Below are 22,029 nucleotides of genomic sequence, written 5' to 3'. Positions count from 1 at the left end.
CCGGAGCGGTCTCACTCCGGTGACAGGTAGCGCCGCCGGGCCCAGCCGAGGATCGGGCCGGCCTTGACCCGGCACCAGGTCAGGCCGCTCGGGGTCTCGGCGGTGCAGCCGAAGCCGCGCAGGCGGGTCCCCATCGGGGCCTGGCCGAGGGCGGGCGCGGCGGCATCGGGCGTCTCGCGGATGCTTAGGGTCTCGCCACGCGGCAGGCCGTCGACCCGGAAGGCTTCGGCGGCGGCGGGACCGGCGGCGAGCAGTGCGAGGACCAGCGCGGCGCGGATCGGGGACATCGGGCGAGGGGACACGAAGCGAGGGGACACGAAGCGCGGGGACATGGTCGGTTCGGCCTCAGGAGCGGTGGACGCCCATCATCGCGGTGAGGCCGCCGTCGACGGGCAGCACCGCCCCGGTGATGTAGGCGGCGCCCTCACCCATCAGGAAGGCCGCCAGAGCGGCGACGTCCTCTGGCCTGGCGAAGCGGCCGGCGGGAATCTGACGCTCCATCGTGGCGCGGTAGGCGGCGTAAGGGGCCATCATCCCGGTATCGATGAAGCCGGGCGCGATCACGTTGACGGTGACGCCGCGCTTGGCCGACTCGACCGCCAGGGTGCGGCAATAGGCGACCAGGGCGCCCTTGGTGGCGGCGTAGGCCGCGTTGCCGGGATTGGCCTGGAGGGCGGCCACCGAGCCGATGGCGACGATGCGTCCCGAGCGCGCGCGGATCATGCCCCGGATCAGGGACTTCGCCAGGCGCGTGAGCGACCAGAAGTTCACCTGCATGGCCGCCTCGGCCCGATCCTGGTCCAGCATCGCTGCCAGCGCGTCGTAGGATTGGCCGGCATTGTGGACGAAGCCGTGGAAGCCCTCGCCGGCCTCGAGGCCCTCGCAGAACGCCTCGATGGCGGCACGGTCGGCGAGATCGAGGGCCTCCGCGGTGATCGTGCGGCCGGGATGGGCCGCCGACAGCTCCGCCACCAGCCGCTCGGCGGCCTCGGCGGAGGAGCGGTAGGTGAAGGCCACGTCGTGGCCGGCGGCGGCCAGCGCCCGCACGATCGCCGCGCCGAGGCCGGATGCGCCGCCGGTGACGAGGACGCGACGAGCGACCCCCGCACTCATGCCGGCTCGTCCGCCAGAACGAGGCAGGTGTTCTGGCCGCCGAAGCCGAACGAGTTCGACAGCACCCGGCGCACGGGCACGTCCCGGGCCTCGGCCACGATGTCGAGGGGGATGGCGGGGTCGGGCACCGCGTAGTTGATCGTCGGCGGGATGCGCCCGTGGGCGATGGTGAGGAGCGAGATCACCGCCTCCACCGCGCCGGCGGCCGTGAGGGTGTGCCCGATCATCGACTTGTTGGAGGAGACCGGCAGGGCGCGGATGCGGTCGCCGAACACGGCGGCGCAGCTCATCGCCTCCATCTTGTCGTTCTCCGGCGTCGAGGTGCCGTGGGCATTCACGGTGTCGATGGCGTCGGGGGCCGTGTCGGCATCCTGCAGGGCGGCGCGGATCGCCGCGATGCCGGGGGCGCCGTCGGGGCTCGACCGGGTGCGGTGGAAACCGTCCCCCTTCTCGCCGCAGCCGAGCACGTAGCCGAGGATCCTGGCGCCCCGGGTCCGTGCCGCCTCGGCATCCTCCAGCACCAGCGCCCCGGCGCCCTCGCCCATGACGAAGCCGTCGCGGTTCTTCGAGAACGGCTTCGAGGCGGCTTCCGGCGGGTCGTTCTGGGTGGACAGGGCCGAGAGCAGCGAGAATCGGATCAGGGATTCCGGATTCACCGAGCCGTCGGTGCCGATGCACAGGGCGGCGGTGACCTCGCCGCGCCGGATCGCCTCGACGCCGAGCTGGATCGCGGTGGCGCCGGACGAGCAGGCGGTGGAGAGCGGGATCGGCGAGCCCTTGGTGCCGAACCGGTCGGCGATGTGGTCGGCTACCGTGCCGAAGATGAAGAGGTCGTGCCAGGGGTCGAAGCGCCGGCTCGCGGCGGCGCGCTGCAGATCCGCGTAGGTGATCGGGCCGCTCTGACCCGAGGCCTCGGCCAGGGCCTGACGTTGCGGCCACTCGATCTCCACCGGGGGCACGGCGATGAACAGGGCGCCGGGGAAGTCGCCGGGGCGGCCGATGCCCGCCTGCGCGATCGCCTCGTCGGCGGCGGCCTCCGCGAAGCGCTGCGACAGGGCCGGCGCCACCAGGGGATCGGTGTCGAGGAAATCGACGGTGCCGGCGATGCGGGTGCGCAGGCCCTCCGTGGGGAAGCGCCGGATGGCGTGGATGCCGGACCGGCCGGCGGTCAGCGCGGCCCAGTTGTCGGCCTGCCCCTGTCCCAGGGAGGTGACGATGCCCAGGCCGGTGACCGCCACCAGCGGCCGGCCCTTCGCGTCCCGAACCCTGGTGTCGCTGAGAGGTTGGTTCGTCATCGCGCCGTCTTACACTCTATTTCGTCGCGACCGGAGTCCGGGATCGCCCCGTGTCAGGCCGCCGTCACCCGGATCACGCCCTCGCCGCGGCGATGGCCCACCACCGTCACCGCCACCTCGCGCAGGCCCCGCTCGGCGACGAGCGCCGCCGCCAGGGCGGCGCCGAAGGGGGCCACCGTCTCGAGGGTGTGGCCGGCGAGGTCGCCCAGGGCCGTCACGGCCACGCCCGGCGCGAGGCGCGCCAGGGCCGCACCCTCTTCGGCCGTGACCGGGGCGACGCCGGTGGCGCCGGCGAGCACGGCGTCGGGCGCCGCGACGCCCGCCGCCGCCCAGAGGGCCGCGAGGCTGGCCTCGGTGCTGCCGGGGGCGCGCTGCGTGCGGTCGCTGCCCACCGGGCCGAGGCGGGCGAGCGCCCGCGCGCCGCGCGCGGCAGCGTGCTCGGCGGCCTCCAGAACCAGGAACGCGGCGGCGCTTCCCAGGATGAAGCCGGCCTCGTCCTCCGGAACCCGGTCGAAGACCGGGCGGAAGTCGCGGGCGCGCAGGAAGCCGCCCATCTCGTGGATCACCATCACGTCCGGGCGCTCGGCGCTGTAGGAGCCGCCCACCAGCATGCAGTCCACCTGCCCGGAGGCGATCCGCGCCTGGGCGATGCGCAGGGCGTCGGTGCCGGCGGCCTCCTCGCCCATGAAGGTGCGCGAGGCGCCGGTGACCCCGTGGACGATGCCGATATTGCCGGCGAGCAGGTTCGAGAGCTGGGCCAGGAACAGGGTCGGGCGCAGGTCGTTCTGCAGGTGCTCGTTGAGGTAGGCGCCCGGGTCGACCGCCTCGCGCAGGCCCGTGAGGATGGCGCCGTCCACCGCCGTGTCGCGCTCGCCGCCGCCGGCCGAGACCACGAGGTGCATGCGCCCCTTGAGGTCGGCATCGCCCTTCACCCCGGCGGAATCGAGGGCGAGACCGGCGGCGTAGACGCCGAGGCGCTGCCAGGGCTCCATCTGGCGCTGGTCGGATTTCTTCGGGATCTGTCCGTCGAGGGCGAGGGGCGCGACCGGATGCACCGTGTAGGGCGCGAAGGTCTCGGTATCCGTGCGCGCCGGCGCACCCGCGTCGAAGGCCGCCAGATGCGCCGCGAGGCCCTCGCCCGCGCAGGAGACGAGGCCGATGCCGGTGACGACGACGTCGCGAAGTTCGCTCATGCGGTCATGCTCATGCGGGCTCGCCCGCGAGATCGAACAGCCCGATCCGGCGGGCCCGCTCGCGCATCGGCGCGTCGAGGCCGGCCGGGAACGGCATGGTGCGGAAGCGCAGCTCGGCATTGGCCAGCGGCTTGCCGTCGTGACGGATCGCCGCCTTGGTCACCGCGTAGCCCGAGCCGTCATGTTCGAGGCTCGCCTCGATCTGCAGCTCGGCGCCCGGGCCGACGAAGGAGCGGAAGCGCGCCTTGTCCACGCCCATCAGGAACGGCATCTGCCGGAACCCCAGATGGGCGAGCACGAGGTAGCCCGAGGCCTGCGCCATGGTCTCTGTGAGCAGCACGCCCGGCACGAGCGGGTGATCGGGGAAGTGCCCCTCGAAGACCGGGCTCTCCATCGGCACGCGGGCCAGAGCCTCGATCCGGCCGGTCTCCCGGTCGAACCGGGTCACGGCGTCGATCATCTCGAAATATTCGAGGCGCATGGCGTCCAGGGTCCCGTGCGGGCGGGTGTTTCGAAGAGGCCGCGCCGGTCGCCGAGGGTGTTCCGGGCGGCTCGGATTCAGGCTTTGGCGGCCTTCTCGGCCACCAGGGCGTCGATGCGGGCGCAGAGGTTCTTGAGGACGAAGTACTCCTCGGCCGGCACCTTGCCCTCGTTGACCTCCTGGGTCCAACGCTCGAGCGGGAGCTTGATGCCGAAGGCCTTGTCCACCGCGAAGGCGATGTCGAGGAAGGCGAGCGAATCGATCCCGAGGTCGTCGATGGCGTGGCTCTCGGGCGTGATCGTGTCGCGCGGGATGTCGGCGGTGTCGGCGATGATGTCCGCGACGCGGTCGAAGGTTGCGGTATGGGTCTGGTCGGACATGCGTTCTCGCCGTGTGACTGGGTATCCCACCGGGTTCGGCCCGAGCCGATCGGGGGCCGGAGCGATCCGGCGCATGGTGCCCGGTGCCCCCGGTCGCGCAGCATGCCCCTTCGGCCGGCGTTTCCGCCGCCCTGGACAGTGAAGGCGGTCCCTTACACGAGGGGTGTAGGAGGGGCAACCTTGGCCATCACGGCGTCGCGATCGGGCGGCCGCCTCCATTCCGATCCTGCGGCGATGGACTAGATGGACGCTGAGGACGTGCCGCCGCGGCCGGTCCCCACGAGGTCGATCAACACGATGGCACAACTTCCCTCCGTGACGCCGGCCGGAGCGCCGCCGGCGGGCGCGCCCGACCCGCGCCTGTCCCCCGACCATCCGCCGCGTGCGGGCGCGCACCCGCTGTCGGGGCCGTCGCAGAGTCTGGCCCGCCTCGCCCTGATCCTCGCCCTCGCGGGCCTCGGGATCTGGGTGCTGCACCACTTCATCCCGGCCCTGGTCTGGGCCGTGATCCTGGCGATCGCCCTCGGGCCCCTCTACGCCCGCGCCGAGCGGCGCTGGCCACCGGGCCGGCACAACATCCTGCTGCCCCTGCTGTTCACCGCGGCGGTGGCCCTGGTCTTCCTGATCCCCCTGGTGGTTCTGGGCGTGCAAGCGGCGCGCGAGGCCCACGACGTGGTCGCCTGGGCGCGCTCCTTCGAGAAATCCGGCATCCCGGTCCCGGATTTCCTCGGCCATCTCCCCTTCGGCGCGGCGCAGGCGCAGGCCTGGTGGGCGGAGAACCTGAGCCATCCGGCGGCCGGCTCGGAACTCCTGCACCGCTTCGACAACTCCTCGGTGATCGGGGTCACCCGCAGCCTCGGGGCGCAGATCGTCCGGCGGGTCGTCCTGTTCGGCTTCACCCTGGTGGCGCTGTTCTTCCTGTTCCGGGACGGGCGGGCGGTGGCTGCCCAGGCGCTGACCGCCAGCGCGAAGCTGTTCGGGCCCCGGGGCGAGCGGGTGGCGCGGCAGATGGTGGCCTCGGTCCACGGTACCGTGGACGGCCTCGTCCTGGTCGGCCTCGGCGAGGGCGTGCTCCTGGGGATCGTCTACTACTTCGCCGGTGTGCCGCACCCGGTGCTGCTCGGGGCGCTGACGGCCGTGGCGGCGATGATCCCGTTCGGGGCGCCCCTGGTCTTCGGCATCGCGGCGGCGATCCTGCTCGCCAACGGCGCGGTGGTGCCGGCGGTGGTGGTCGTGGTGGCGGGCTTCGTCGTCACCTTCGTGGCGGACCACTTCGTGCGCCCGGCGCTGATCGGCGGCACGACCCGCCTGCCCTTCCTCTGGGTGCTCCTTGGCATCCTCGGCGGCGTCGAGACCTTCGGCCTCCTCGGCCTGTTCCTCGGTCCGGCGGTGATGGCCGCGCTGATCCTGCTCTGGCGGGACTTCACGCAAGGCCGGCCGGAGGAGGCACCCCGGGCCTGAGCCCGGGGCGCGCCGCGCCTCACGCCGGGCGCGGCAGCTTGCAGCTGTCGAGGGCGTTCAGGGCCTTGGTGCGGGCCGAATCGTTGAAGTAGCCGGTGCTGCGGTAGGCATCGAGCTCGCCCTTGTCGAGGCTCGCGAGCGTCTGGTTCGCGTAGCAGCCGCAGGGGCGCGCGAGGGAGACCTCGGAGACGTTCTGCAGGCGGGCCTGGGTCACGGTGCAGGCGTGGCGCACGCGGCCCGTGAGGTTGCCGGTGGAGGCCGTCTTCAAGGCCGGATCGGGGGTGTAGCCCTCGAGGGACGCGGTCGGGCCGGACTTGTTGGCGTTGCAGGCGGCGACGAGCGAGAGCAGGCCGGCGGCGAGCAGGAGCCGGCCGGTGCGCGGGGCGATGGAGCGCATGGAATGATGGGTCCGTGAAAGCGATTCGGGAACGAACCGGTTTCACGTCCGTGCCCCCGCCGCGCAAGGGCGCCGGGGCCACACTGGGACGGCAAACGCCGGAGCTTCCGCGAAGCTCCGGCGCGCCGCGGGCTTCAGCCGACGATGTCGGAATCCTGGAAGAACTGGGCGATCTCGGCCTTGGCGTTCTCGATGCTGTCGGAGCCGTGGACGGTGTTCTCGCCGACCGACTCGGAGAAGGTCTTGCGGATGGTGCCCTCGTCGGCGTTGGCCGGGTTGGTGGCGCCCATCACTTCGCGGTACTTGGCGACGGCGTTCTCGCCCTCGAGCACCTGCACGACGACCGGGCCGGAGGTCATGAACTCCACGAGCTCGCCGAAGAACGGGCGCTCCTTGTGGATCTCGTAGAACTTCTCGGCCTGGGCGCGGCTCATCTGGATGCGGCGCTGACCGACGATGCGCAGGCCCGCCTTCTCGATCACGGCGTTGACCGCGCCGGTCAGGTTCCGCTTCGTCGCGTCGGGCTTGAGAATGGAGAAGGTGCGCTCGGTGGCCATGGTCCGTCCGGTTGTGATCGCTCAGCCGAAAATGGCTTCGGCGCCGGGCTTATAGCGGGCGGACTCCCGACCCTCAACCCGAGGCGGATTCGTGGGGGATAACCGGGGCCACGGCACCGGTTTCCCGGCCGCCATGGCTTTGGCGCAACAGCGCCGGAAAATCGCCCGAATGCGGACGCCTCCTGTGGCCAGACGATCACGGCCCTCCCCCGACGGGGCCGACACCGATCCCTGCCGACCCTCTGGCCGCCGGCGTCCCGCCGCAGCCACGCCACATGGAGACCAGGACATGCGCGTCGCCCTCACCGCCGCCTTCATCCTCGCCGGCCTCGCCCCCGCCTCCGCCGCGCCGGCCCAGGACCCGTCGGGCACCTGGCTCACCGGGGACGGCCGCGCCAAGGTCCGCATCGACCGCTGCGGTCCGGGTGCCGCCAACATCTGCGGCAAGGTGGTCTGGGCCAAGACCGCGACCAACGAGGACGGCAGCCCGCGTACGGACATCAAGAACCCCGATCCGAAGAAGCGCAGCCGGCCCGTGCTCGGCCTGACGCTCCTCGACAACCTGAAGCCCGAGGAGACGAAGTTCTCCGGCGAGATCTACAACGCCGACGAGGGCAAGATGTACCAGGTCAGCCTGGAGCGGGAGAGCAGCTCCGAGCTCTCGGTCTCCGGTTGCCTTCTCAAGGTCCTGTGCGGTTCGCAGACCTGGACCCGGGTGCCCGACGTGAACCAGCAGGCTTCCGCCGCCACGCCCGAATCGGCCCCGGCCCCGCGCCCGGCGCCGAAGGCCGCCAAGGCCGCGCCCGCCAAGGCCGCCGCCCCGGCCGAGTGAGGTCGACACATCGAGGGGGGGCGGCCCTGGATCGAGGCGCTCTCGCTCAGACCGCCGCGAAGCCCCTCTGCACGGCCGGCCGCTCCATGACGCGGTCGAGCCAGGCCCGCACGTGGGGCACGGCGGCGAGTTCGATGCTCTGCTTCTCGTGGTACTTGGCCCAGGGCAGGATCGCGATGTCGGCGATGGAGAAGTCGCCCGCCACGTAGTCCCGGTCCGCGAGGCGCTTGTCGAGCACGCCGTAGAGGCGCTGCGCCTCCGCGGTGAAGCGGTCGATCGCGTAGGGGATCTTCTCCTGCGCGTAGATCCGGAAATGGTGGACCTGGCCCAGCATCGGCCCGAAGCCGCCCACCTGCCAGAACAGCCATTCGTCCACGGCCACCCGGGCGCGCTCGTCGGCGGGATAGAGGCAGCCGGTCTTGCGGCCGAGATACTGCAGGATCGCGCCCGACTCGAACACCGTGATCGGCTCGCCCCCCGGGCCGTCCGGGTCGACGATGGCGGGGATCTTGTTGTTGGGCGAGATCTGCAGGAAGTCCGGGGCCATCTGGTCGCCCCGACCGATATTCACCGGCACCACCCGGTAGGGCAGCCCGCACTCCTCCAGCATGATCGGGATCTTCCAGCCGTTCGGCGTGCTCCAGGTGTGCACGTCGATGGGTTTTCCCGGGGCGTGTGCCATGCTGATGTTTCCGACCCTGTTCAGGCCCGCTCGATTCGCCGAAACAATCCGGAACGCGAGCGGAAGGTTGCAGACTCCGTGCCATCGGCACGGGCGGTGGCGGGAGCAGTGGATCGCACGCCTACCCGCACAGATGGCGCTTGCCCTCGCCCACGGTTGTGGCTGTGATGCGGACGGCCCGCCGGATGGCGGCGCCCAAACGTCCCGGGGGTCGTCATGCTGTCGTTCCGTTCGCGCCGCGCCAATGCTTTGTTCGCGGGCTTGCTGCTTCTGGCAAGTCCCCTGGTTGTGACAAGCTCCCTCGTCTCCGGCGGTGCGCTGGCACAAGCCGCGGCGGCGCCCAAGCCCGCCAAGGAACTCAGCGTCGGCCAGAGCGCGGCCCGCGAGCGCCAGAAGAAGTGCGGCGCCGAGTGGCGCGCCCTCTCGGTGGCCGACAAGGCCGCGCAGGGACCGAAATGGCCCCAATATTACAGCAAGTGCGTGAAGCGACTGAAGCAGGTGAACGCCTGATCCGACGCGCCGCCCGCGGTCCGTCCCGGGCGGTTCGGGGCCTTTCGCGAAGGGCCGAGGAACGTAAGCCTGACCGTCCCGGTTTCCGTTCCTGACAGGATGATTCCGGACGGACGCGACGATGCGGGAACGGCAGGCGCTGCAGCGCGCGGTGGCGGTGATGGCCCTGGTCCCGGTGGTCTCCGGCTTCTACGGCGTGCTGTTCGGCCTCAACGGGATCGGCCGCGGCGGTCTCGTCGACGTCTCCGCCGACAGCCACTTCCGCTACCTGTCCGGCCTGCACATGGGCATCGGCATCCTGTTCTGGACCTGCGTGCCCGGCATCGCGGGCAAGACCACCCTGTTCCGCTTCCTCACCCTGGTGGTGGCGCTCGGCGGCCTCGCGCGCCTGCTCGGCTGGGCCCTCACCGGCCTGCCGTCGTTCCTGATGCTGGCGGCGCTGGCCGTCGAACTCCTCGTCACCCCGCTGCTCTGCCTGTGGCAGGCCCGGGTCGCGGCGCGCGCCGCCGACGCGATGGCCCGCGGGGTCACCGTGTGAGCACGCTCGCCGACCGCCGCCCCCGCCTGCCGGAGCGGGCGCTCGCCGCCCTCGAGCGCGTGGTCCCGAAGCCCGCCGCCTGGGCCTTCGCCGTGCGGATCTGGCTCGCCATGGTGCTGGCGCTCTACGCGGCCTTCTGGCTGCAGCTGTCGAGCGCCTCCTCCGCCGCCGTCTGCGTCGCGATCCTGGCCCAGCCCAAGCGCGGCCAGGCCCTGTCGAAGGCGTTCTACCGCTTCCTCGGGACCCTCGTGGGGGCGGCCGTGGCCATCGTCCTGATGGCCCTGTTCGCGCAGGACCGGGTGGTGCTCCTCGTCGCCTTCGCGACCTGGCTCGGCGTCTGCGTCTTCACCGCCCACTTCCTGCAGGACACCCGGGCCTACGGCGCCATGCTGTCGGGCTACACCGTGGCGATCATCGCCATCGCCCATATCGACACGCCCCAGAGCACCTTCGATGCGGCGGTCGACCGGGTCGCGGCGATCACCCTCGGCATCGTGGCAATCACCTTCATCAACGACGCCCTCGGCTCGCCGAGCATCTGGCGCAGCGTCCGCGACAGCCTGGGCGACGCCCTGGCGGAGAGCCGCGCCTTCGCCCGCGAGACCCTGACCCGGGGCGATCCGGGCTCCGAGCGCACCGCCGCGCTGATCCGGAAGATCGCCGCCCTCCGGGGCGATGCCAGCGCCATCGCGGGCGAACTCGACGACGGGCCGGACCGGGCCGCCGGCGCCCGCAGCGCCATCGCGGCGCTCTACGTGATGGCGGCGGCCGCGCGCCACCTCCGGGCGGCCCTGGCCCGGCTGTCCGCCCCGCCGCCCGCCGTGGCGGAGGCCCGCGACCTCTGCCTCGCCCTCACGGAACCGGAGGGCGAGCCGGACCGGGCCGTGGCACGGCTGTCGGATCTCGTCGACGAAGCCGTGCGCACGGGCGACCAGCCCCTCGACGCGATCCTCGCCCTGCAGCGCGCTCTCGACTTCGCCCGTGCGGCCCGGTTCGCCGCGGACGGTCACCGGGTCCTCGCCTGCGGCGGGCGCCCCTTGCGCGACGTGACGCTTCCGACCCACCGCGACGTGCCCGAGGCCCTGCGGGGTGCCATGCGGGTGGTGATCGCCTTCGGCCTCACCGCACTCCTCCTCGTCGCGACGGGCTGGCCGGCCACCTCCTTCGCCCTGGTCCAGGTGGCGGCGACCTGCTCGCTCTCCTCGATCACGCCCGACCCGCGGGTCTTCGCCAAGGGCGTCCTAATCGGCATGCCGCTGGCCGCCCTCTGCGCCGGGATCGTCCTGTACGGGGCGCTCGCCGGCGTGCAGGGCTTTCCCCTGCTGGCGATCGCCATCGCGCCGGTCGTCTTCGCCGCCTGCTTCCTCAGCCTCAACCCGCCGACCTTCGGCATCGGCTTCATCCTGCTGGTGTTCTTCCCCGTGCTGCTCTCGCCGGCCAATCCGCAGAGTTACGATCCGCAAGGGTTCCTGACCAACGCCTTCCTGGTGATCTTCGCGGCGCTGATCCTGTTCTTCACCGTCCGGGTCATCCTGCCGATCTCGAACGCCCGGCACCGCGCCTTCGCCCTCGATTCGGCCCGGCGCGCCCTGGTCGATGCGCTGGCGGGGCGGGGCGGCGACGCCACGACCCGGACCAGCCTCAACAGCGACCGCCTGCTGCAATTCGCCCGCTGGAGTTCGGGCAGCGCCGCCGTGCGGCGGGCGAGTCTCGACCGGGCCTTCGAGCTCGCCCGCATGGAATCGGCGGCCGCCCGGGCCCATGCGCAGCTGCGCGGTCTCGCCCGGGACGGCGCCCTCGCGGCGGCCGCGGACCGGGCCCGCGCCGCCCTCGCGAGCGTCGAGGCCGCGCGCATGCGCGCGGCCGCCGCGGCGCTGCTGGCTGCGGGCCGCGAGGCCGCGCCGGCCACCCGCCTGCACCTCGCCCGTGCGGTCAGCGACCTCGCCACGGCCGCCCTCGTCGCCGAGGGCCAGGGGCGCTTCCTGCGCCGCCTCGGCATCCGGGCCGCCTGATGCGCAGCGACCTCGATCTCGGCGGCGTGCTGCTCTCGCCCTTCGTGGCCTATGCCGCCGGGGCGCTGGCGATCCTGGTGATCCTCCGCCTGCTCTTCGCGCGCCTGCGCATCGCCCGCTACGTCGCCAACCCGCCCCTGGCGGAGGCCGGCCTCTACGTCTGCATCCTCGCCCTCCTGATCGTGTTCCTGTGACGATGGCCCAAGATCCGCCCGCCGAGACCGCCGCCGCAGGACCGGAGGCCCGCTCCCGCGCGCCCGAGCCCGACATCAGCCCACGCGCGCCCGGGCGCGGACGCCGGGTGCTCCGCCTGCTGATCACCGGGCTCATCCTGGCCTGCGCCTTCGTCGCGGCGGCCCTCGTCTGGCAGTTCTACGTCACCGCCCCCTGGACCCGCGACGGGCGGGTGCGCGTGCAGGTCGCCAGCGTGGCGCCTCAGGTCTCGGGCCAGATCACGGAGCTGCGCGTCGTCGACAACCAAGCCGTGAAGAAGGGCGACATCCTCTACGTCATCGATCCGTTCGATTTCGAGGTCTCGGTGACCTCGGCCCAGGCCGAGCTCGACAACCGGGAGGCGGACCTCCAGGTCAAGCAGACCCAGGCCGCCCGGCGCGAGGCGCTGACCACCCTCTCGACCTCCGTCGAGGAGAAGCAGCAATTCGCCGGCACCGCCAAGATCGCCCAGGCGGCGGTGGCCTCCGCGAAGGCGCAGCTCTCGCAGGCCAAGATCAACCTCCAGCGCACGCAGGTCCGCTCGCCTGTGAACGGCCGGGTGACGAACCTCCTGCTGCGCCCGGGGGACTACGCCACCACCGGCACCGTCAACATCGCCATCATCGACACCGATTCGTTCTGGATCGACGGCTATTTCGAGGAAACCAAGATGGCCCAGATCCACGTGGGCGATCCGGTCTCGGCCGAGCTTCTCGGCTACGATCCGCTGATCCGCGGCACGGTGGAGAGCATCACCCTGGGCATCAGCACCGCCAACGCCACCGCCAGCACCCAGGGCCTGCCCAATGTCGACCCGGTCTACACCTGGGTCCGCCTCGCCCAGCGCGTGCCGGTGCGCATCCGGATCGAACAGGTGCCCGAGGGCGTGACCCTGGTCGCCGGCATGACCGCCACCGTCTCGGTGGGCGAGCCCGGCACCCACCGCCAGGACTGGCTCGCCCGCCTGCGCAGCCGCTTCACCGGGGCGGCGGCCCCCACCCCGTAGGCTGTGGCGCCGGGCCGGCCGGTTGCAGGGGCGGTCAAGGGCCTGGGCGGCAACGAGAATTCTAGGCTGTGCCGATGGGAATGAATACAGTCGCGGAATCCCACAAATAGGCTCTTGACGCATCCCCGATCTGGTCGCACCTTGATGTGGTGCTTCGACGGCAAAGCACAGCTCAAGCAACGAGGAGGCCTTGATCGGATAACGATCACGACCGACCGGACGCAGGAGATTTGGGTATGACTCCACCCCAGCAGGCGGCTGCGGCGATCATCCAGGGCTGATTCGACCTGGACGTTGAGCAGCGCACACGCGAATTACGGGACGGAAGCGGTCTCCGGGGCGCAGAAGCGGCCAGCACGGCACGACTTCAGACATGCACCAGGCCCCACCTCGGCCGCTTCCGCCGCCAGTTTTCTTTTTCTCCAGGCAGGCGGGCGCGCTTCGCGCCGGACGTTCACGCTGCATCTCTCCCGAGGCCTCGCCGCTGCGCTTCCGCGCGAGCGGCCCGACCCATGAGTGGGAGCGTCTCAGCAAGAGTGTGGCCGCAAACGGACCGGTTCGCCACCCGGTCCCGGCCGCGGATGTCCGCGGCGCGGGACCCGAGCCCGGTCGTTACTCAATCCCCAGCTTCGCCTTCAGCAGGGCGTTCACCGCCGCCGGGTTGGCCTTGCCGCCGGTGGCCTTCATGGTCTGGCCGACGAACCAGCCGAGGAGTGTCGGCTTCTCGCGGGCCTGCTGAACCTTGTCGGGGTTCTTGGCGATGATCTCGTCCACGGCGGCCTCGATGGCGCCGGTATCGGTGACCTGCTTCATGCCGCGCGAGTCGACGATCTGGCGCGGATCGCCACCCTCGGACCAGACAATCTCGAACAGGTCCTTGGCGATCTTGCCCGAGATCACGCCCTCGCCGATGAGGTCGACGATGGCGCCGAGCTGATCGGCCGACACGGGCGTCGCCTCGATGCCCCTGCCCTCCTTGTTCAGGCGCCCGAACAGCTCGTTGATGACCCAGTTCGCGGCGGCCTTGCCGTCGCGGCCCTTGGCCACCGCCTCGAAGTAGTCGGCCGAGGCGCGCTCGGCGATGAGCACGCCGGCATCGTAGGGCGACAGCCCGTAGGATTCGATGAAGCGGGCCTTCTTGGCATCCGGCAGCTCCGGCAGGCCGGCGGCCAGGGCGTCGACATAGGCCTGGTCGAATTCCAGCGGCAGCAGGTCCGGGTCGGGGAAGTAGCGGTAATCGTGCGCCTCCTCCTTCGAGCGCATGGAGCGGGTCTCGCCCTTGCCCGGATCGAACAGGCGGGTCTCCTGGCTGATCGTGCCGCCATCCTCGATGATCGCGATCTGGCGCCGCGCCTCGGTCTCGATGGCCTGGCCGATGAAGCGGATCGAGTTGACGTTCTTGATCTCGCAGCGGGTGCCGAGCGGGTCGCCGGGCTTGCGCACCGAGACGTTGACGTCGGCGCGCAGCGAGCCCTTCTCCATGTCGCCGTCGCAGGTGCCGAGGTAGCGCAGGATGGTGCGCAGCTTGGTCACGTAGGCGCGCGCCTCCTCCGAAGAGCGGAGATCCGGCCGCGAGACGATCTCCATCAGGGCGACGCCGGAGCGGTTGAGGTCGACGAAGCTCTGGGTCGGGTTCTGGTCGTGCAGGGACTTGCCGGCATCCTGCTCCAGGTGCAGCCGCTCGATGCCGACGGTGATCGATTCGCCGTCGGTCAGGTCGACCAGCACCTCGCCCTCGCCGACGATCGGGTCCTTGAACTGGCTGATCTGGTAGCCCTGCGGCAGGTCCGGGTAGAAGTAGTTCTTCCGGTCGAACACCGAGCGGTGGTTGATCCGCGCCTTCAGGCCGAGGCCGGTGCGCACGGCCTGGGCGACGCACTCTTCGTTGATGACCGGCAGCATACCGGGCATCGCCGCGTCCACCAGGGAGACGTGGTCGTTCGGCTCGCCGCCGAACTCGGTGGAGGCGCCGGAGAACAGCTTGGAGCGGCTCGTGACCTGGGCGTGGATCTCCATGCCGATCACGACCTCCCAGTCGTGCAGGCCGCCCTTGATGAGCTTCTTGGGGTTCACGGCAGCGGTCATGATGGCCCGGATTCAGCGTTGCGGGGCGCGGATGCGCGCCGGAAAAGTGGAAGTGCCGGCCGGCGCGGTCAAGCGCGCAGGCGGTAGAGCTGGTGCGCCAGGAAGCCCAGGGTGCCCCAGGCGAAGCCGGCGATCCAGCGCACGGGGAAGAAGGTCGGCCCGTCGTGGCTCACCGGCGCCGGCCAGGGAATGCCGATCGCGGTGAGGCCCCACGACACCAGCACCGAGACCGCGAAGGCCATCAGCGACACGAGGATGACCTTGACGAACTGGTCCGACTTCCAGCCCATCACCAGGGCGATGGCGATCAGCACCGGATCGAAGGCGGCCCAGATCCAGACGTCGAAGGGATAGACCGGGACCGTCATCGGGCCTGTTCCCAGGGTGAGGTGCGCCGTCCGGCAGACGACCGCGACCGGCTCCCTCTCCTGGAAGGAGAGGGTTGGGGTGAGGTGTGGTCCACCTCCGGACAGGTCACGCACCTCACCCTGTCCCTCTCCTTCCAGGAGAGGGGACCCGCGCTTCCCATTGAAACCCTGCTCATGCCCACCACGCGGCGGGCAGCTTGGTGCGTCCAGCTGCGTCCTCGATCACCTGGGCGGCGGCGAACAGCGTCTCCTCGTCGAAGGGTCGGCCGATGAGCTGGAGCCCGAGGGGCAGGCCCTGGGCGTCGAGGCCGGCCGGCACCGAGATGCCGGGCAGGCCCGCCATGTTCACCGTGATGGTGAACACGTCCTGCAGGTACATCTCGACGGGGTCGCCCGAGCCCTTCTCGCCGATGCCGAAGGCGGCCGACGGGGTCGCGGGCGTCAGGATCGCGTCGATGCCGGAGGCGTAGGCCTGCTCGAAGTCGCGCTTGATCAGGGTGCGGATGCGCTGGGCGCGGACGTAGTAGGCGTCGTAGTAGCCCGCCGAGAGCACGTAGGTGCCGATCATGATGCGGCGCTTCACCTCGCGGCCGAAGCCGGCGGCGCGGGTGTTCTCGTAGAGGCCAGCGATGTCCTTGCCGGGCACGCGCAGGCCGTAGCGCACGCCGTCGTAGCGGGCGAGGTTCGAGGAGGCCTCCGCCGGGGCGACGATGTAGTAGGCCGGCAGGGCATATTGCGTGTGCGGCAGCGAGATCTCCCGCACCGTGGCGCCGGCATCCTTCAGCATCGCCGCGCCCCGGTCCCAGAGCGCCTGGATCTCGGCGGACATGCCCTCGACCCGGTATTCCTTCGGGATGCCGATGGTCAGCCCCTTCACGCCGCGGGCCACGGCGGCCTCGAAGTCCGGCACGGGCAGGTCGGCGCAGGTGGTGTCGCGCGCGTCCTGGCCGGACATCGAGCCGAGCAGGATCGCGCAGTCGCGCACCGTGCGGGCGATCGGGCCGGCCTGGTCCAGGGAGGAGGCGTAGGCGACGGTGCCCCAGCGCGAGCAGCGGCCGTAGGTCGGCTTGATGCCGACCGTGCCGGTGAAGGCGGCGGGCTGGCGGATGGAGCCGCCGGTATCGGTCGCGGTGGCGCCGAGGCAGAGATGGGCGGCCACCGCCGCCGCGGAGCCGCCGGAGGAGCCGCCCGGCACCAGCTTGGCGTCCGATCCGGCGCGGCGCCAGGGCGAGACCACGTCACCGTAGGCGGAGGTCTCGTTGGACGAGCCCATGGCGAATTCGTCGAGATTCAGCTTGCCGAGCATCACCGCGCCGTCGCGCCACAGATTGGCGGTCACGGCCGATTCGTAGGCCGGAACGAACCCCTCGAGGATCTTCGAGCCCGCAGTGGTCGTCACGCCCTCGGTGCAGAACAGGTCCTTGATGCCCAGCGGGATGCCCTCCAGCGGCCGGGCCTGCCCGGCGGCGATCCGCGCATCGGCCGCCTCCGCCATGGCCAGGGCCCGGTCCGGCGTCTCGACCAGGTAGGCGTTCAGCGCCCGGGCCTTCTCCATGGCGTCGAGATGCGCCCGGGTCAGGTCGGCGGCGGTGAAGTCCTTGGCCTTGAGCCCGTCGCGGGCCTCCGCCAGGGTGAGTTCGTTCAGAGAGGTCATGGGTTGCGAGAGTCCTGGGCGCTCGTCCTGTGGGGTCCCGGGGCTCCGCCGTCGCCGCCGGTCGGGCGCCAGGCGGACCGTCCCTCGGGGCGGCCGGGTGTGCGGGTCGGCGGCGGGCGCGCCTACTCGACGACCTTCGGCACGAGGAAGTAGTGGTCCTCAGTCTCAGGGGCGTTGGCCACGATCGCGTCGGCCTTGGCCCCGTCGGTGACCACGTCCGCGCGCTTCTTCATCGCCATCGGGGTGACCGAGGTCATGGGCTCGACCCCCGTCACGTCCACGGCGCCGAGTTGTTCGACGAAGGCCAGGATCGCGTTCAACTCGCCCTGCAGGGGGGCGACCTCGTCCTCGCTCACCGCGATGCGCGCCAGATGCGCGATGCGCCTCACCGTCGTTGCGTCGACCGACATGCTGTCTTCGGATCCTCAGGCACCCATCGCGGTCCGGCGGGGTTCCGCGGGCGATGGGGCGTCGGGCCGGGCTATAGCACCCGCCTCTGCGGGCTCGCAACGCCGGGGCCGCGCTCAGGCCGCCGCGGCGCCCGGAGGCCGCCAGCGTCAGGCGATGGCGTGGTGGGGCAGGATCGGCGACTCGATGAGGATGCCCGCCCGCGCGGGGGAGACGTCCGCCTGCCGGAACCCGACGAGCAGGATCTCGCAGGCCAGCGCCAGCATCAGCTTGTGCCGCAGGGGCATCCGGCGGCGCGCGGGCCGCGGCTGGGGCATCGGGTCGGTCATGCGGTCGATATCCGGCGTCTTAACGATGGATTAACGATGCTCTGGCCGATCCGGTCCCCGCAAGGCTATGACAACGCTTCTTTAAGGTTAACCCCGGTCCGGAGATCGATTTCATGTGGGAGACGGTGTTCTCGCCCTGCGCGCCGGGTCCGGTGGCGACCGAGGCGGCCCTCGACCGGGCCGAGGCGGAACTCGGCTACGGGCTGCCCGAGAGCTACCGCGCCTTCTGCCGGACCCTCGGGGCAGGGCTCGCCAACGGCTACTTTCGCGTGGCGGTCCCGAGCGAGGCCCCGGAGACCGACCTCCTCGCGCAGTCCGAGCTGATCGCCCACAGCATCGCCTCCGTCCTCGGCGACCGTCCAGAGCACCGCTTCGAGGTGGAGGGCGACGATCCGAGCGTCGTCGAGCGGGCCGGCTTCTTCGGCCGCTCGGAGGCCGGCGTGTTCCTGTTCTGGGACGTGGTGCCGGGGCGTGACGAGTACGAGATCTGGGTCTTGGGCGCCGACCTCGAATCGGTGCGCTTCGGCGGGGCCGACCTCGTCGACCTGATTCGGCGCAGCCAGGGACCGGCGGTGCGCGGCATCCTCGGCATGGGCGCCGAGCCCCTCCCCGCCAGCTTCGTCGGCGACGGCACCGAAGGCTCGGCCGGCCTGCACTGATTCCCGGGCGGCCCGGATCGGCCACGGATGCCCCCTTTGGCGCGCGGCGGGGTTTGCCGATCGAGAGTACGACTCGCCGGCCGCCGGGAAGGCTTGCCGCCAGGAAGGCTTGCCGCCCGGAGCCGGATCGCGCAGGAGAGGCGCCATCACGGGAGAGCGACGGACATGGACGAGGCCGAGATGCGGGCCTTCGCGGAGGCGTCGCAGGGCGGGCCCCGTCTGATCGGGATCGACCTCGGCACCAAGACGATCGGGCTCGCCCTGTCGGATGTCGGGCGCCAGATCGCCTCGCCCCTGGAGACGATCCGGCGGGTGAAGTTCACCCCCGACGTGAAGCACCTGGCAACCCTGTGCGAGCGGCACGGCGTCGGCGGCCTCGTCATCGGCCTGCCCCTCAACATGGACGGCAGCGAGGGGCCGCGGGTCCAGTCGACCCGCTCCTTCGTGCGCAACATGAAGCCGCTCCTGCCCCTGCCCGTGCTCTACTGCGACGAGCGCCTCTCCACCGCCGCCGTCACCCGCGCGCTCATCGCGGCGGATGCCTCGCGGGCCAAGCGCGGCGAGGTGGTCGACATGCTGGCGGCCGCCTACATCCTGCAGGGCTGCCTCGACCAGATGCGCCGCGCGCTGGGCGAGGAGGAGCCCGACGACGAGGCGTGACGGCCCTCAGCCCACCAGCGACACCGCGCCGCTGCCGTGGCGCTCGATGCGCCCGTCGAGTTCCAGCTCGAGCAGGGTGGTCTGGACCACGCGGACGCTGAGTCCGGCGCTGCGCGCCAGCTCGTCGGTCCCGATCGGGGTCGGGCTGAGATAGGCGATGAGGCGGGCGCGGTCGTCCGTGGGCTCCGGCGCCGCGAAATCCTCGGCGGGCATCGGCAGGACGATGCCGTCGACATCGAGCTCGTCCCAGAAGATCGGCGCATCGGCGAGGTCCGGCCGGTCGACCGCCAGGGCCTCGGACCGGCGCCCGTCGGCGCCCCCCGCCAGCAGCGGGGCGATGACGTCGATGACGTGGGCGGCCTCGGAGACCAGCGTCGCGCCCTGGCGGATGAGGTCGTTGGTGCCTTCCGCCCGCGGGTCGAGGGGCGAGCCCGGCACGGCGAAGACCTCGCGGCCCTGTTCCAGGGCGAAGCGGGCGGTGATCAGCGAGCCCGAGCGGCGGGCGGCCTCCACCACGATGGTCCCGTAGGCGAGGCCGGAGATGATGCGGTTGCGCCGGGGGAAGTCGCGCCCGCGCGGCTCCCACCCCATCGGCATCTCGGCCAGCACCGCCCCGCCCGCCTCCAGGATCGCCTCGACCAGGGCGGCGTGGTTGGCCGGGTAGATCCGGTCCTGTCCCCCCGCCAGCACCGCCACCGTGCCGGGCACCAGGGCCGCCCGATGGGCGCGGGCGTCGATGCCCCGCGCCAGCCCCGAGACCATGACGAGGCCGGCCTCGCCGAGCCCGCGGGTGAGGCGCTCCGTGAAGGCGAGGCCCGCGGCGGACGCGTTGCGCGAGCCGACCAGGGCGATGGCGGGACGCTGGAGGATCGCGGCCTCGCCCCGGATCGCGATCAGCGGCGGGGCCGAGTCGGCGGCCTGCAGCAGCTTCGGATAGTCCGCCTCCCCGAGCGCGACGAGGCGGGCACCAAGGCGACCGGCTGCGGCGATCTCGGCCTCGGCCTCCGCCCGGCTCGGCGGCTTGATGCTGCGGCCACTGCGGCCGGTGAGGATCGGCAGGGCCTCGAGGGCCGGGCCGGCGCCGCCGAAGCGGTTGATCAGGGTGCGGAAGCTGCGCGGGCCGATGCCCTCGCTGCGGATCAGGCGCAGCCAGTCGAGACGCTGGGCATCGGTGAGCTGCATCGCCCTCCCCCTTCCGGAGCGGGCGCCCGGGCCTCAGCCCTTCTGCCCGATGCGCCCCTCGGTCCCGTCGATCAGCCGGCGGATGTTGGGCGCGTGCTTCCACCATAGCAGGACGGCGAGCAGGAGAAACAGCATTGCAACCGCAGGCTGTCCCAGCGCCCACAGGACGAGGGGCGTCAGGGCCGAGGCCGCCAGCGCCGCGAGGGAGGAGTATTTCAGGGTGAAGGCGAGGCCGAGCCAGATGGCGGCGAAGGCCAGGAGGCCCAGCGGGCTCAGCGCCAGGAGGACGCCGAGGAAGGTCGCCACGCCCTTGCCGCCCTTGAAGCCGAGCCAGACCGGGAACAGGTGCCCCAGGAAGGCGCCGAGGCCGGCCACGAGCGCCGCCTCCAGCCCGAAGCGGCCGGCGAGCAGCACCGCGAGCGTGCCCTTCAGGGCGTCCCCCAGCAGGGTCGCGGCCGCCAGGCCCTTTCGCCCGGTGCGCAGCACGTTGGTGGCGCCGATGTTGCCGGAGCCGATCGCCCGTACGTCGCCGAGCCCCGCATAGCGGGTCAGGATCAGCCCGAACGGGATCGAGCCGAGAAGGTAGCCCCCCGCCAGCCCTGCCAGCAGGAGGGGCCAGGATGTTTCGTCGAGGGCGATCACGCGGCGGCCTCGGTCTCGGCGGGCGCGCGGAACACGACGCGTCCCGCCACCATGGTCAGGATGGCGGCCCCCTGGAGGCGCGCCTCGTCGAAGGGCGAGTTCTTCGAGCGCGACTTCAAGGTTCGCTTGTCGAGGACGTAGGGCAGGTCCGGATCGATCAGCACGAGGTCGGCCGGCGCCCCGGCCGCGAGGCGGCCGGCCGCGCGCCCGAGGAGGGCCGCCGGGTTCGCCGTCAGGGCCGCCAGCAGGCGCGGCAGGGCGACGTCGCCGGTATGGACCAGCCGCAGCGCCGCGCCGAGCAGGGTCTCGATGCCCAGCGCCCCGTCGGCGGCCTCGGCGAAGGGCAGCCGCTTGGTCTCGACGTCCTGCGGGTTGTGGTCGGAGACGACGACGTCGATCACGCCCGCGTTGAGGGCCGCCACCAGGGCGAGCCGGTCGGTCTCGTGGCGCAGCGGCGGCGAGAGCCGGCAGAAGGTGCGGTAATGGCCGATGTCGCCCTCGTTGAGGACGAGGTTGTTCACCGAGGCGCCACAGGTGACGGGCAGGCCGTCCGCCTTGGCCCGGCGCACGATCTCGACCGAATCGGCACAGGAGATCATCGCGGCGTGGTAGCGCGCCCCGGTGAGGCGCACGAGGCGGATGTCGCGCTCCAGCATCACGGTCTCGGCCTCGCGCGGGATGCCGAGGAGCCCGAGGCGCGAGGCCATCTCGCCCTCGTTCATCACGCCGTCGCCGACGAGATCGGGCTCCTCCACATGCTGCATCAGCAGGGCGCCGAAGTCGCGGGCATAGGTCAGCGCGCGGCGCATCACCTGGGCGTTCGCCACCGCCTTGAGGCCGTCGGTGAAGGCCACGGCGCCGGCTTCCTGCAGCAGCCCGAACTCGGTCATCTCCTGGCCGGCCAGCCCCTTGGTGATGGCGGCGGCCGGCAGGACGTGGACGCTCGCCGTGTCGCGGGCCCGGCGCAGCACGAAGTCAACGATGGCCGGCCCGTCGATGACCGGGTTGGTGTCCGGCATGCAGACCAGGGTGGTGACGCCGCCGGCCGCCGCCGCCGCGCTGGCGCTGGCCAGGGTCTCGCGGTGCTCGGCGCCGGGCTCGCCCACGAAGGCGCGCAGGTCGACCAGGCCGGGGCTGAGGACATGGCCGCCGCAATCGATCGTCTCGGCCGCGTCCGGCACTCCGGCGACGGGTCCCCAGCCGACATCCTGGATCAGGCCGTCGCGCACGAGGACGTGGCCGGGTCCCTGCCGGCCCGTCGCCGGATCGCAGAGCGTCGCGTTGGTCAGGAGGATCGGGCGCACGTTCATCACCCTCTCCCCTCTCCCGCAGAGGGGGGAGGGTTCAGGGTCGGCGCAGACAACATGAGATC

The 22,029-nt window shown here is 71.9% G+C and carries 26 protein-coding genes; 9 read left to right on the top strand and 17 right to left on the bottom strand.

The window, feature by feature from the left end; all coding sequences use genetic code 11:
- Nucleotides 1–11: 11 nt before the first annotated feature.
- From ACXJY8_RS05180 to ACXJY8_RS05155, 6 genes are all read right to left on the bottom strand, one after another.
- A complete protein-coding gene (locus ACXJY8_RS05180; RefSeq protein WP_463776944.1) occupies nucleotides 12–287 on the bottom strand; it encodes an SH3 domain-containing protein in 276 nt (91 codons plus the stop codon).
- Nucleotides 288–345: 58 nt separating this feature from the next.
- On the bottom strand, nucleotides 346–1,113 hold the full coding sequence (locus tag ACXJY8_RS05175) for an SDR family NAD(P)-dependent oxidoreductase (protein ID WP_463776941.1): 768 nt from the start codon (nucleotides 1,111–1,113) through the stop codon (nucleotides 346–348).
- A complete protein-coding gene (locus tag ACXJY8_RS05170) occupies nucleotides 1,110–2,408 on the bottom strand; it encodes a beta-ketoacyl-ACP synthase (RefSeq protein WP_463776939.1) in 1,299 nt (432 codons plus the stop codon). Before ACXJY8_RS05170 ends, ACXJY8_RS05175 begins: the two co-directional genes overlap by 4 nt.
- Nucleotides 2,409–2,461: 53 nt before the next feature.
- On the bottom strand, nucleotides 2,462–3,601 hold the full coding sequence (locus tag ACXJY8_RS05165; RefSeq protein ID WP_463776936.1) for a beta-ketoacyl-ACP synthase: 1,140 nt from the start codon (nucleotides 3,599–3,601) through the stop codon (nucleotides 2,462–2,464).
- A 10-nt stretch (nucleotides 3,602–3,611) separates the two neighbouring features.
- A complete protein-coding gene (locus tag ACXJY8_RS05160) occupies nucleotides 3,612–4,082 on the bottom strand; it encodes a 3-hydroxyacyl-ACP dehydratase FabZ family protein (RefSeq protein ID WP_463776933.1) in 471 nt (156 codons plus the stop codon).
- Between the two features lie 77 nt (nucleotides 4,083–4,159).
- The gene (locus tag ACXJY8_RS05155; protein ID WP_055949487.1) at nucleotides 4,160–4,462 is read right to left on the bottom strand and encodes an acyl carrier protein; all 303 of its coding nucleotides are present in this window, start codon (nucleotides 4,460–4,462) and stop codon (nucleotides 4,160–4,162) included.
- A 297-nt stretch (nucleotides 4,463–4,759) separates the two neighbouring features.
- On the opposite strand from ACXJY8_RS05155, the gene ACXJY8_RS05150 reads away from it, so the two are divergent.
- The gene (locus ACXJY8_RS05150) at nucleotides 4,760–5,923 is read left to right on the top strand and encodes an AI-2E family transporter (RefSeq protein ID WP_463776928.1); all 1,164 of its coding nucleotides are present in this window, start codon (nucleotides 4,760–4,762) and stop codon (nucleotides 5,921–5,923) included.
- Between the two features lie 19 nt (nucleotides 5,924–5,942).
- On the opposite strand, the gene ACXJY8_RS05145 is transcribed toward ACXJY8_RS05150, so the two are convergent.
- Both ACXJY8_RS05145 and ndk read right to left on the bottom strand, forming a co-directional pair.
- Nucleotides 5,943–6,320, bottom strand: coding sequence for a hypothetical protein (locus ACXJY8_RS05145; protein ID WP_463776926.1), 378 nt, complete (start codon nucleotides 6,318–6,320; stop codon nucleotides 5,943–5,945).
- Between the two features lie 134 nt (nucleotides 6,321–6,454).
- On the bottom strand, nucleotides 6,455–6,877 hold the full coding sequence (gene ndk / locus ACXJY8_RS05140) for a nucleoside-diphosphate kinase (RefSeq protein ID WP_463776923.1): 423 nt from the start codon (nucleotides 6,875–6,877) through the stop codon (nucleotides 6,455–6,457).
- 289 nt (nucleotides 6,878–7,166) lie between these two features.
- Here ndk and ACXJY8_RS05135 point away from each other — a divergent pair, with 289 nt between their 5' ends.
- The gene (locus ACXJY8_RS05135) at nucleotides 7,167–7,709 is read left to right on the top strand and encodes a DUF2147 domain-containing protein (RefSeq protein WP_463776920.1); all 543 of its coding nucleotides are present in this window, start codon (nucleotides 7,167–7,169) and stop codon (nucleotides 7,707–7,709) included.
- A gap of 46 nt (nucleotides 7,710–7,755) precedes the next feature.
- On the opposite strand, the gene ACXJY8_RS05130 is transcribed toward ACXJY8_RS05135, so the two are convergent.
- Nucleotides 7,756–8,391: a glutathione binding-like protein gene (locus tag ACXJY8_RS05130; RefSeq protein WP_463776918.1), complete on the bottom strand. Its 636-nt coding sequence runs from the start codon at nucleotides 8,389–8,391 to the stop codon at nucleotides 7,756–7,758.
- A 216-nt stretch (nucleotides 8,392–8,607) separates the two neighbouring features.
- Between ACXJY8_RS05130 and ACXJY8_RS05125 the strand changes: the two genes are divergently transcribed.
- The 5 genes from ACXJY8_RS05125 to ACXJY8_RS05105 all read left to right on the top strand — a co-directional run bounded on the left by ACXJY8_RS05125 (nucleotide 8,608) and on the right by ACXJY8_RS05105 (nucleotide 12,670).
- Entirely contained in the window at nucleotides 8,608–8,901 is a 294-nt protein-coding gene (locus tag ACXJY8_RS05125; protein WP_463776916.1) for a hypothetical protein, read from the top strand.
- A 121-nt stretch (nucleotides 8,902–9,022) separates the two neighbouring features.
- A complete protein-coding gene (locus ACXJY8_RS05120; RefSeq protein WP_463776914.1) occupies nucleotides 9,023–9,439 on the top strand; it encodes a DUF4345 domain-containing protein in 417 nt (138 codons plus the stop codon).
- A complete protein-coding gene (locus ACXJY8_RS05115; RefSeq protein ID WP_463776912.1) occupies nucleotides 9,436–11,451 on the top strand; it encodes an FUSC family protein in 2,016 nt (671 codons plus the stop codon). The genes ACXJY8_RS05120 and ACXJY8_RS05115 overlap by 4 nt, the downstream gene beginning before the upstream one ends.
- Nucleotides 11,451–11,645 (top strand): DUF1656 domain-containing protein, encoded by a 195-nt coding sequence (locus ACXJY8_RS05110; protein ID WP_463776910.1) that lies wholly within the window; start codon nucleotides 11,451–11,453, stop codon nucleotides 11,643–11,645. The genes ACXJY8_RS05115 and ACXJY8_RS05110 overlap by 1 nt, the downstream gene beginning before the upstream one ends.
- Before the next feature lie 2 nt (nucleotides 11,646–11,647).
- Nucleotides 11,648–12,670 (top strand): efflux RND transporter periplasmic adaptor subunit, encoded by a 1,023-nt coding sequence (locus ACXJY8_RS05105; RefSeq protein ID WP_463776907.1) that lies wholly within the window; start codon nucleotides 11,648–11,650, stop codon nucleotides 12,668–12,670.
- A gap of 612 nt (nucleotides 12,671–13,282) precedes the next feature.
- On the opposite strand, the gene gatB is transcribed toward ACXJY8_RS05105, so the two are convergent.
- The 5 genes from gatB to ACXJY8_RS05080 form a co-directional block, all read right to left on the bottom strand.
- Nucleotides 13,283–14,755, bottom strand: a complete 1,473-nt coding sequence (gene gatB / locus ACXJY8_RS05100) for an Asp-tRNA(Asn)/Glu-tRNA(Gln) amidotransferase subunit GatB (RefSeq protein ID WP_463776905.1) — start codon at nucleotides 14,753–14,755, stop codon at nucleotides 13,283–13,285.
- A 68-nt stretch (nucleotides 14,756–14,823) separates the two neighbouring features.
- The gene (locus ACXJY8_RS05095) at nucleotides 14,824–15,123 is read right to left on the bottom strand and encodes a hypothetical protein (protein WP_463776902.1); all 300 of its coding nucleotides are present in this window, start codon (nucleotides 15,121–15,123) and stop codon (nucleotides 14,824–14,826) included.
- A gap of 172 nt (nucleotides 15,124–15,295) precedes the next feature.
- Nucleotides 15,296–16,777, bottom strand: a complete 1,482-nt coding sequence (gene gatA, locus ACXJY8_RS05090; protein ID WP_463776897.1) for an Asp-tRNA(Asn)/Glu-tRNA(Gln) amidotransferase subunit GatA — start codon at nucleotides 16,775–16,777, stop codon at nucleotides 15,296–15,298.
- A 122-nt stretch (nucleotides 16,778–16,899) separates the two neighbouring features.
- Nucleotides 16,900–17,187, bottom strand: coding sequence for an Asp-tRNA(Asn)/Glu-tRNA(Gln) amidotransferase subunit GatC (gatC, locus tag ACXJY8_RS05085; protein WP_243913308.1), 288 nt, complete (start codon nucleotides 17,185–17,187; stop codon nucleotides 16,900–16,902).
- Nucleotides 17,188–17,334: 147 nt separating this feature from the next.
- Entirely contained in the window at nucleotides 17,335–17,514 is a 180-nt protein-coding gene (locus tag ACXJY8_RS05080) for a hypothetical protein (protein WP_463776892.1), read from the bottom strand.
- A gap of 113 nt (nucleotides 17,515–17,627) precedes the next feature.
- On the opposite strand from ACXJY8_RS05080, the gene ACXJY8_RS05075 reads away from it, so the two are divergent.
- Nucleotides 17,628–18,173 (top strand): SMI1/KNR4 family protein, encoded by a 546-nt coding sequence (locus ACXJY8_RS05075; RefSeq protein ID WP_463776889.1) that lies wholly within the window; start codon nucleotides 17,628–17,630, stop codon nucleotides 18,171–18,173.
- A gap of 165 nt (nucleotides 18,174–18,338) precedes the next feature.
- On the top strand, nucleotides 18,339–18,833 hold the full coding sequence (gene ruvX / locus ACXJY8_RS05070) for a Holliday junction resolvase RuvX (protein WP_463776883.1): 495 nt from the start codon (nucleotides 18,339–18,341) through the stop codon (nucleotides 18,831–18,833).
- 6 nt (nucleotides 18,834–18,839) lie between these two features.
- Here ruvX and dprA read toward each other — a convergent pair whose 3' ends face one another.
- Genes dprA through ACXJY8_RS05055 form a run of 3 tightly spaced genes read right to left on the bottom strand, consistent with a single transcriptional unit; the run spans nucleotide 18,840 to nucleotide 21,967 of the window.
- Nucleotides 18,840–20,015, bottom strand: coding sequence for a DNA-processing protein DprA (dprA, locus tag ACXJY8_RS05065; RefSeq protein WP_463776879.1), 1,176 nt, complete (start codon nucleotides 20,013–20,015; stop codon nucleotides 18,840–18,842).
- Between the two features lie 33 nt (nucleotides 20,016–20,048).
- Nucleotides 20,049–20,657 carry a glycerol-3-phosphate 1-O-acyltransferase PlsY gene (gene plsY, locus ACXJY8_RS05060; RefSeq protein ID WP_463776871.1) on the bottom strand — a complete coding sequence of 203 codons (609 nt, stop codon included), beginning with the start codon at nucleotides 20,655–20,657 and terminating at the stop codon, nucleotides 20,049–20,051.
- Nucleotides 20,654–21,967, bottom strand: a complete 1,314-nt coding sequence (locus ACXJY8_RS05055; RefSeq protein WP_463776868.1) for a dihydroorotase — start codon at nucleotides 21,965–21,967, stop codon at nucleotides 20,654–20,656. Before ACXJY8_RS05055 ends, plsY begins: the two co-directional genes overlap by 4 nt.
- Nucleotides 21,968–22,029: the final 62 nt, after the last annotated feature.

The organism is Methylobacterium sp. TK31, assembly GCF_055361545.1.
This window is presented reverse-complemented; position numbering and strand designations above follow the sequence as displayed.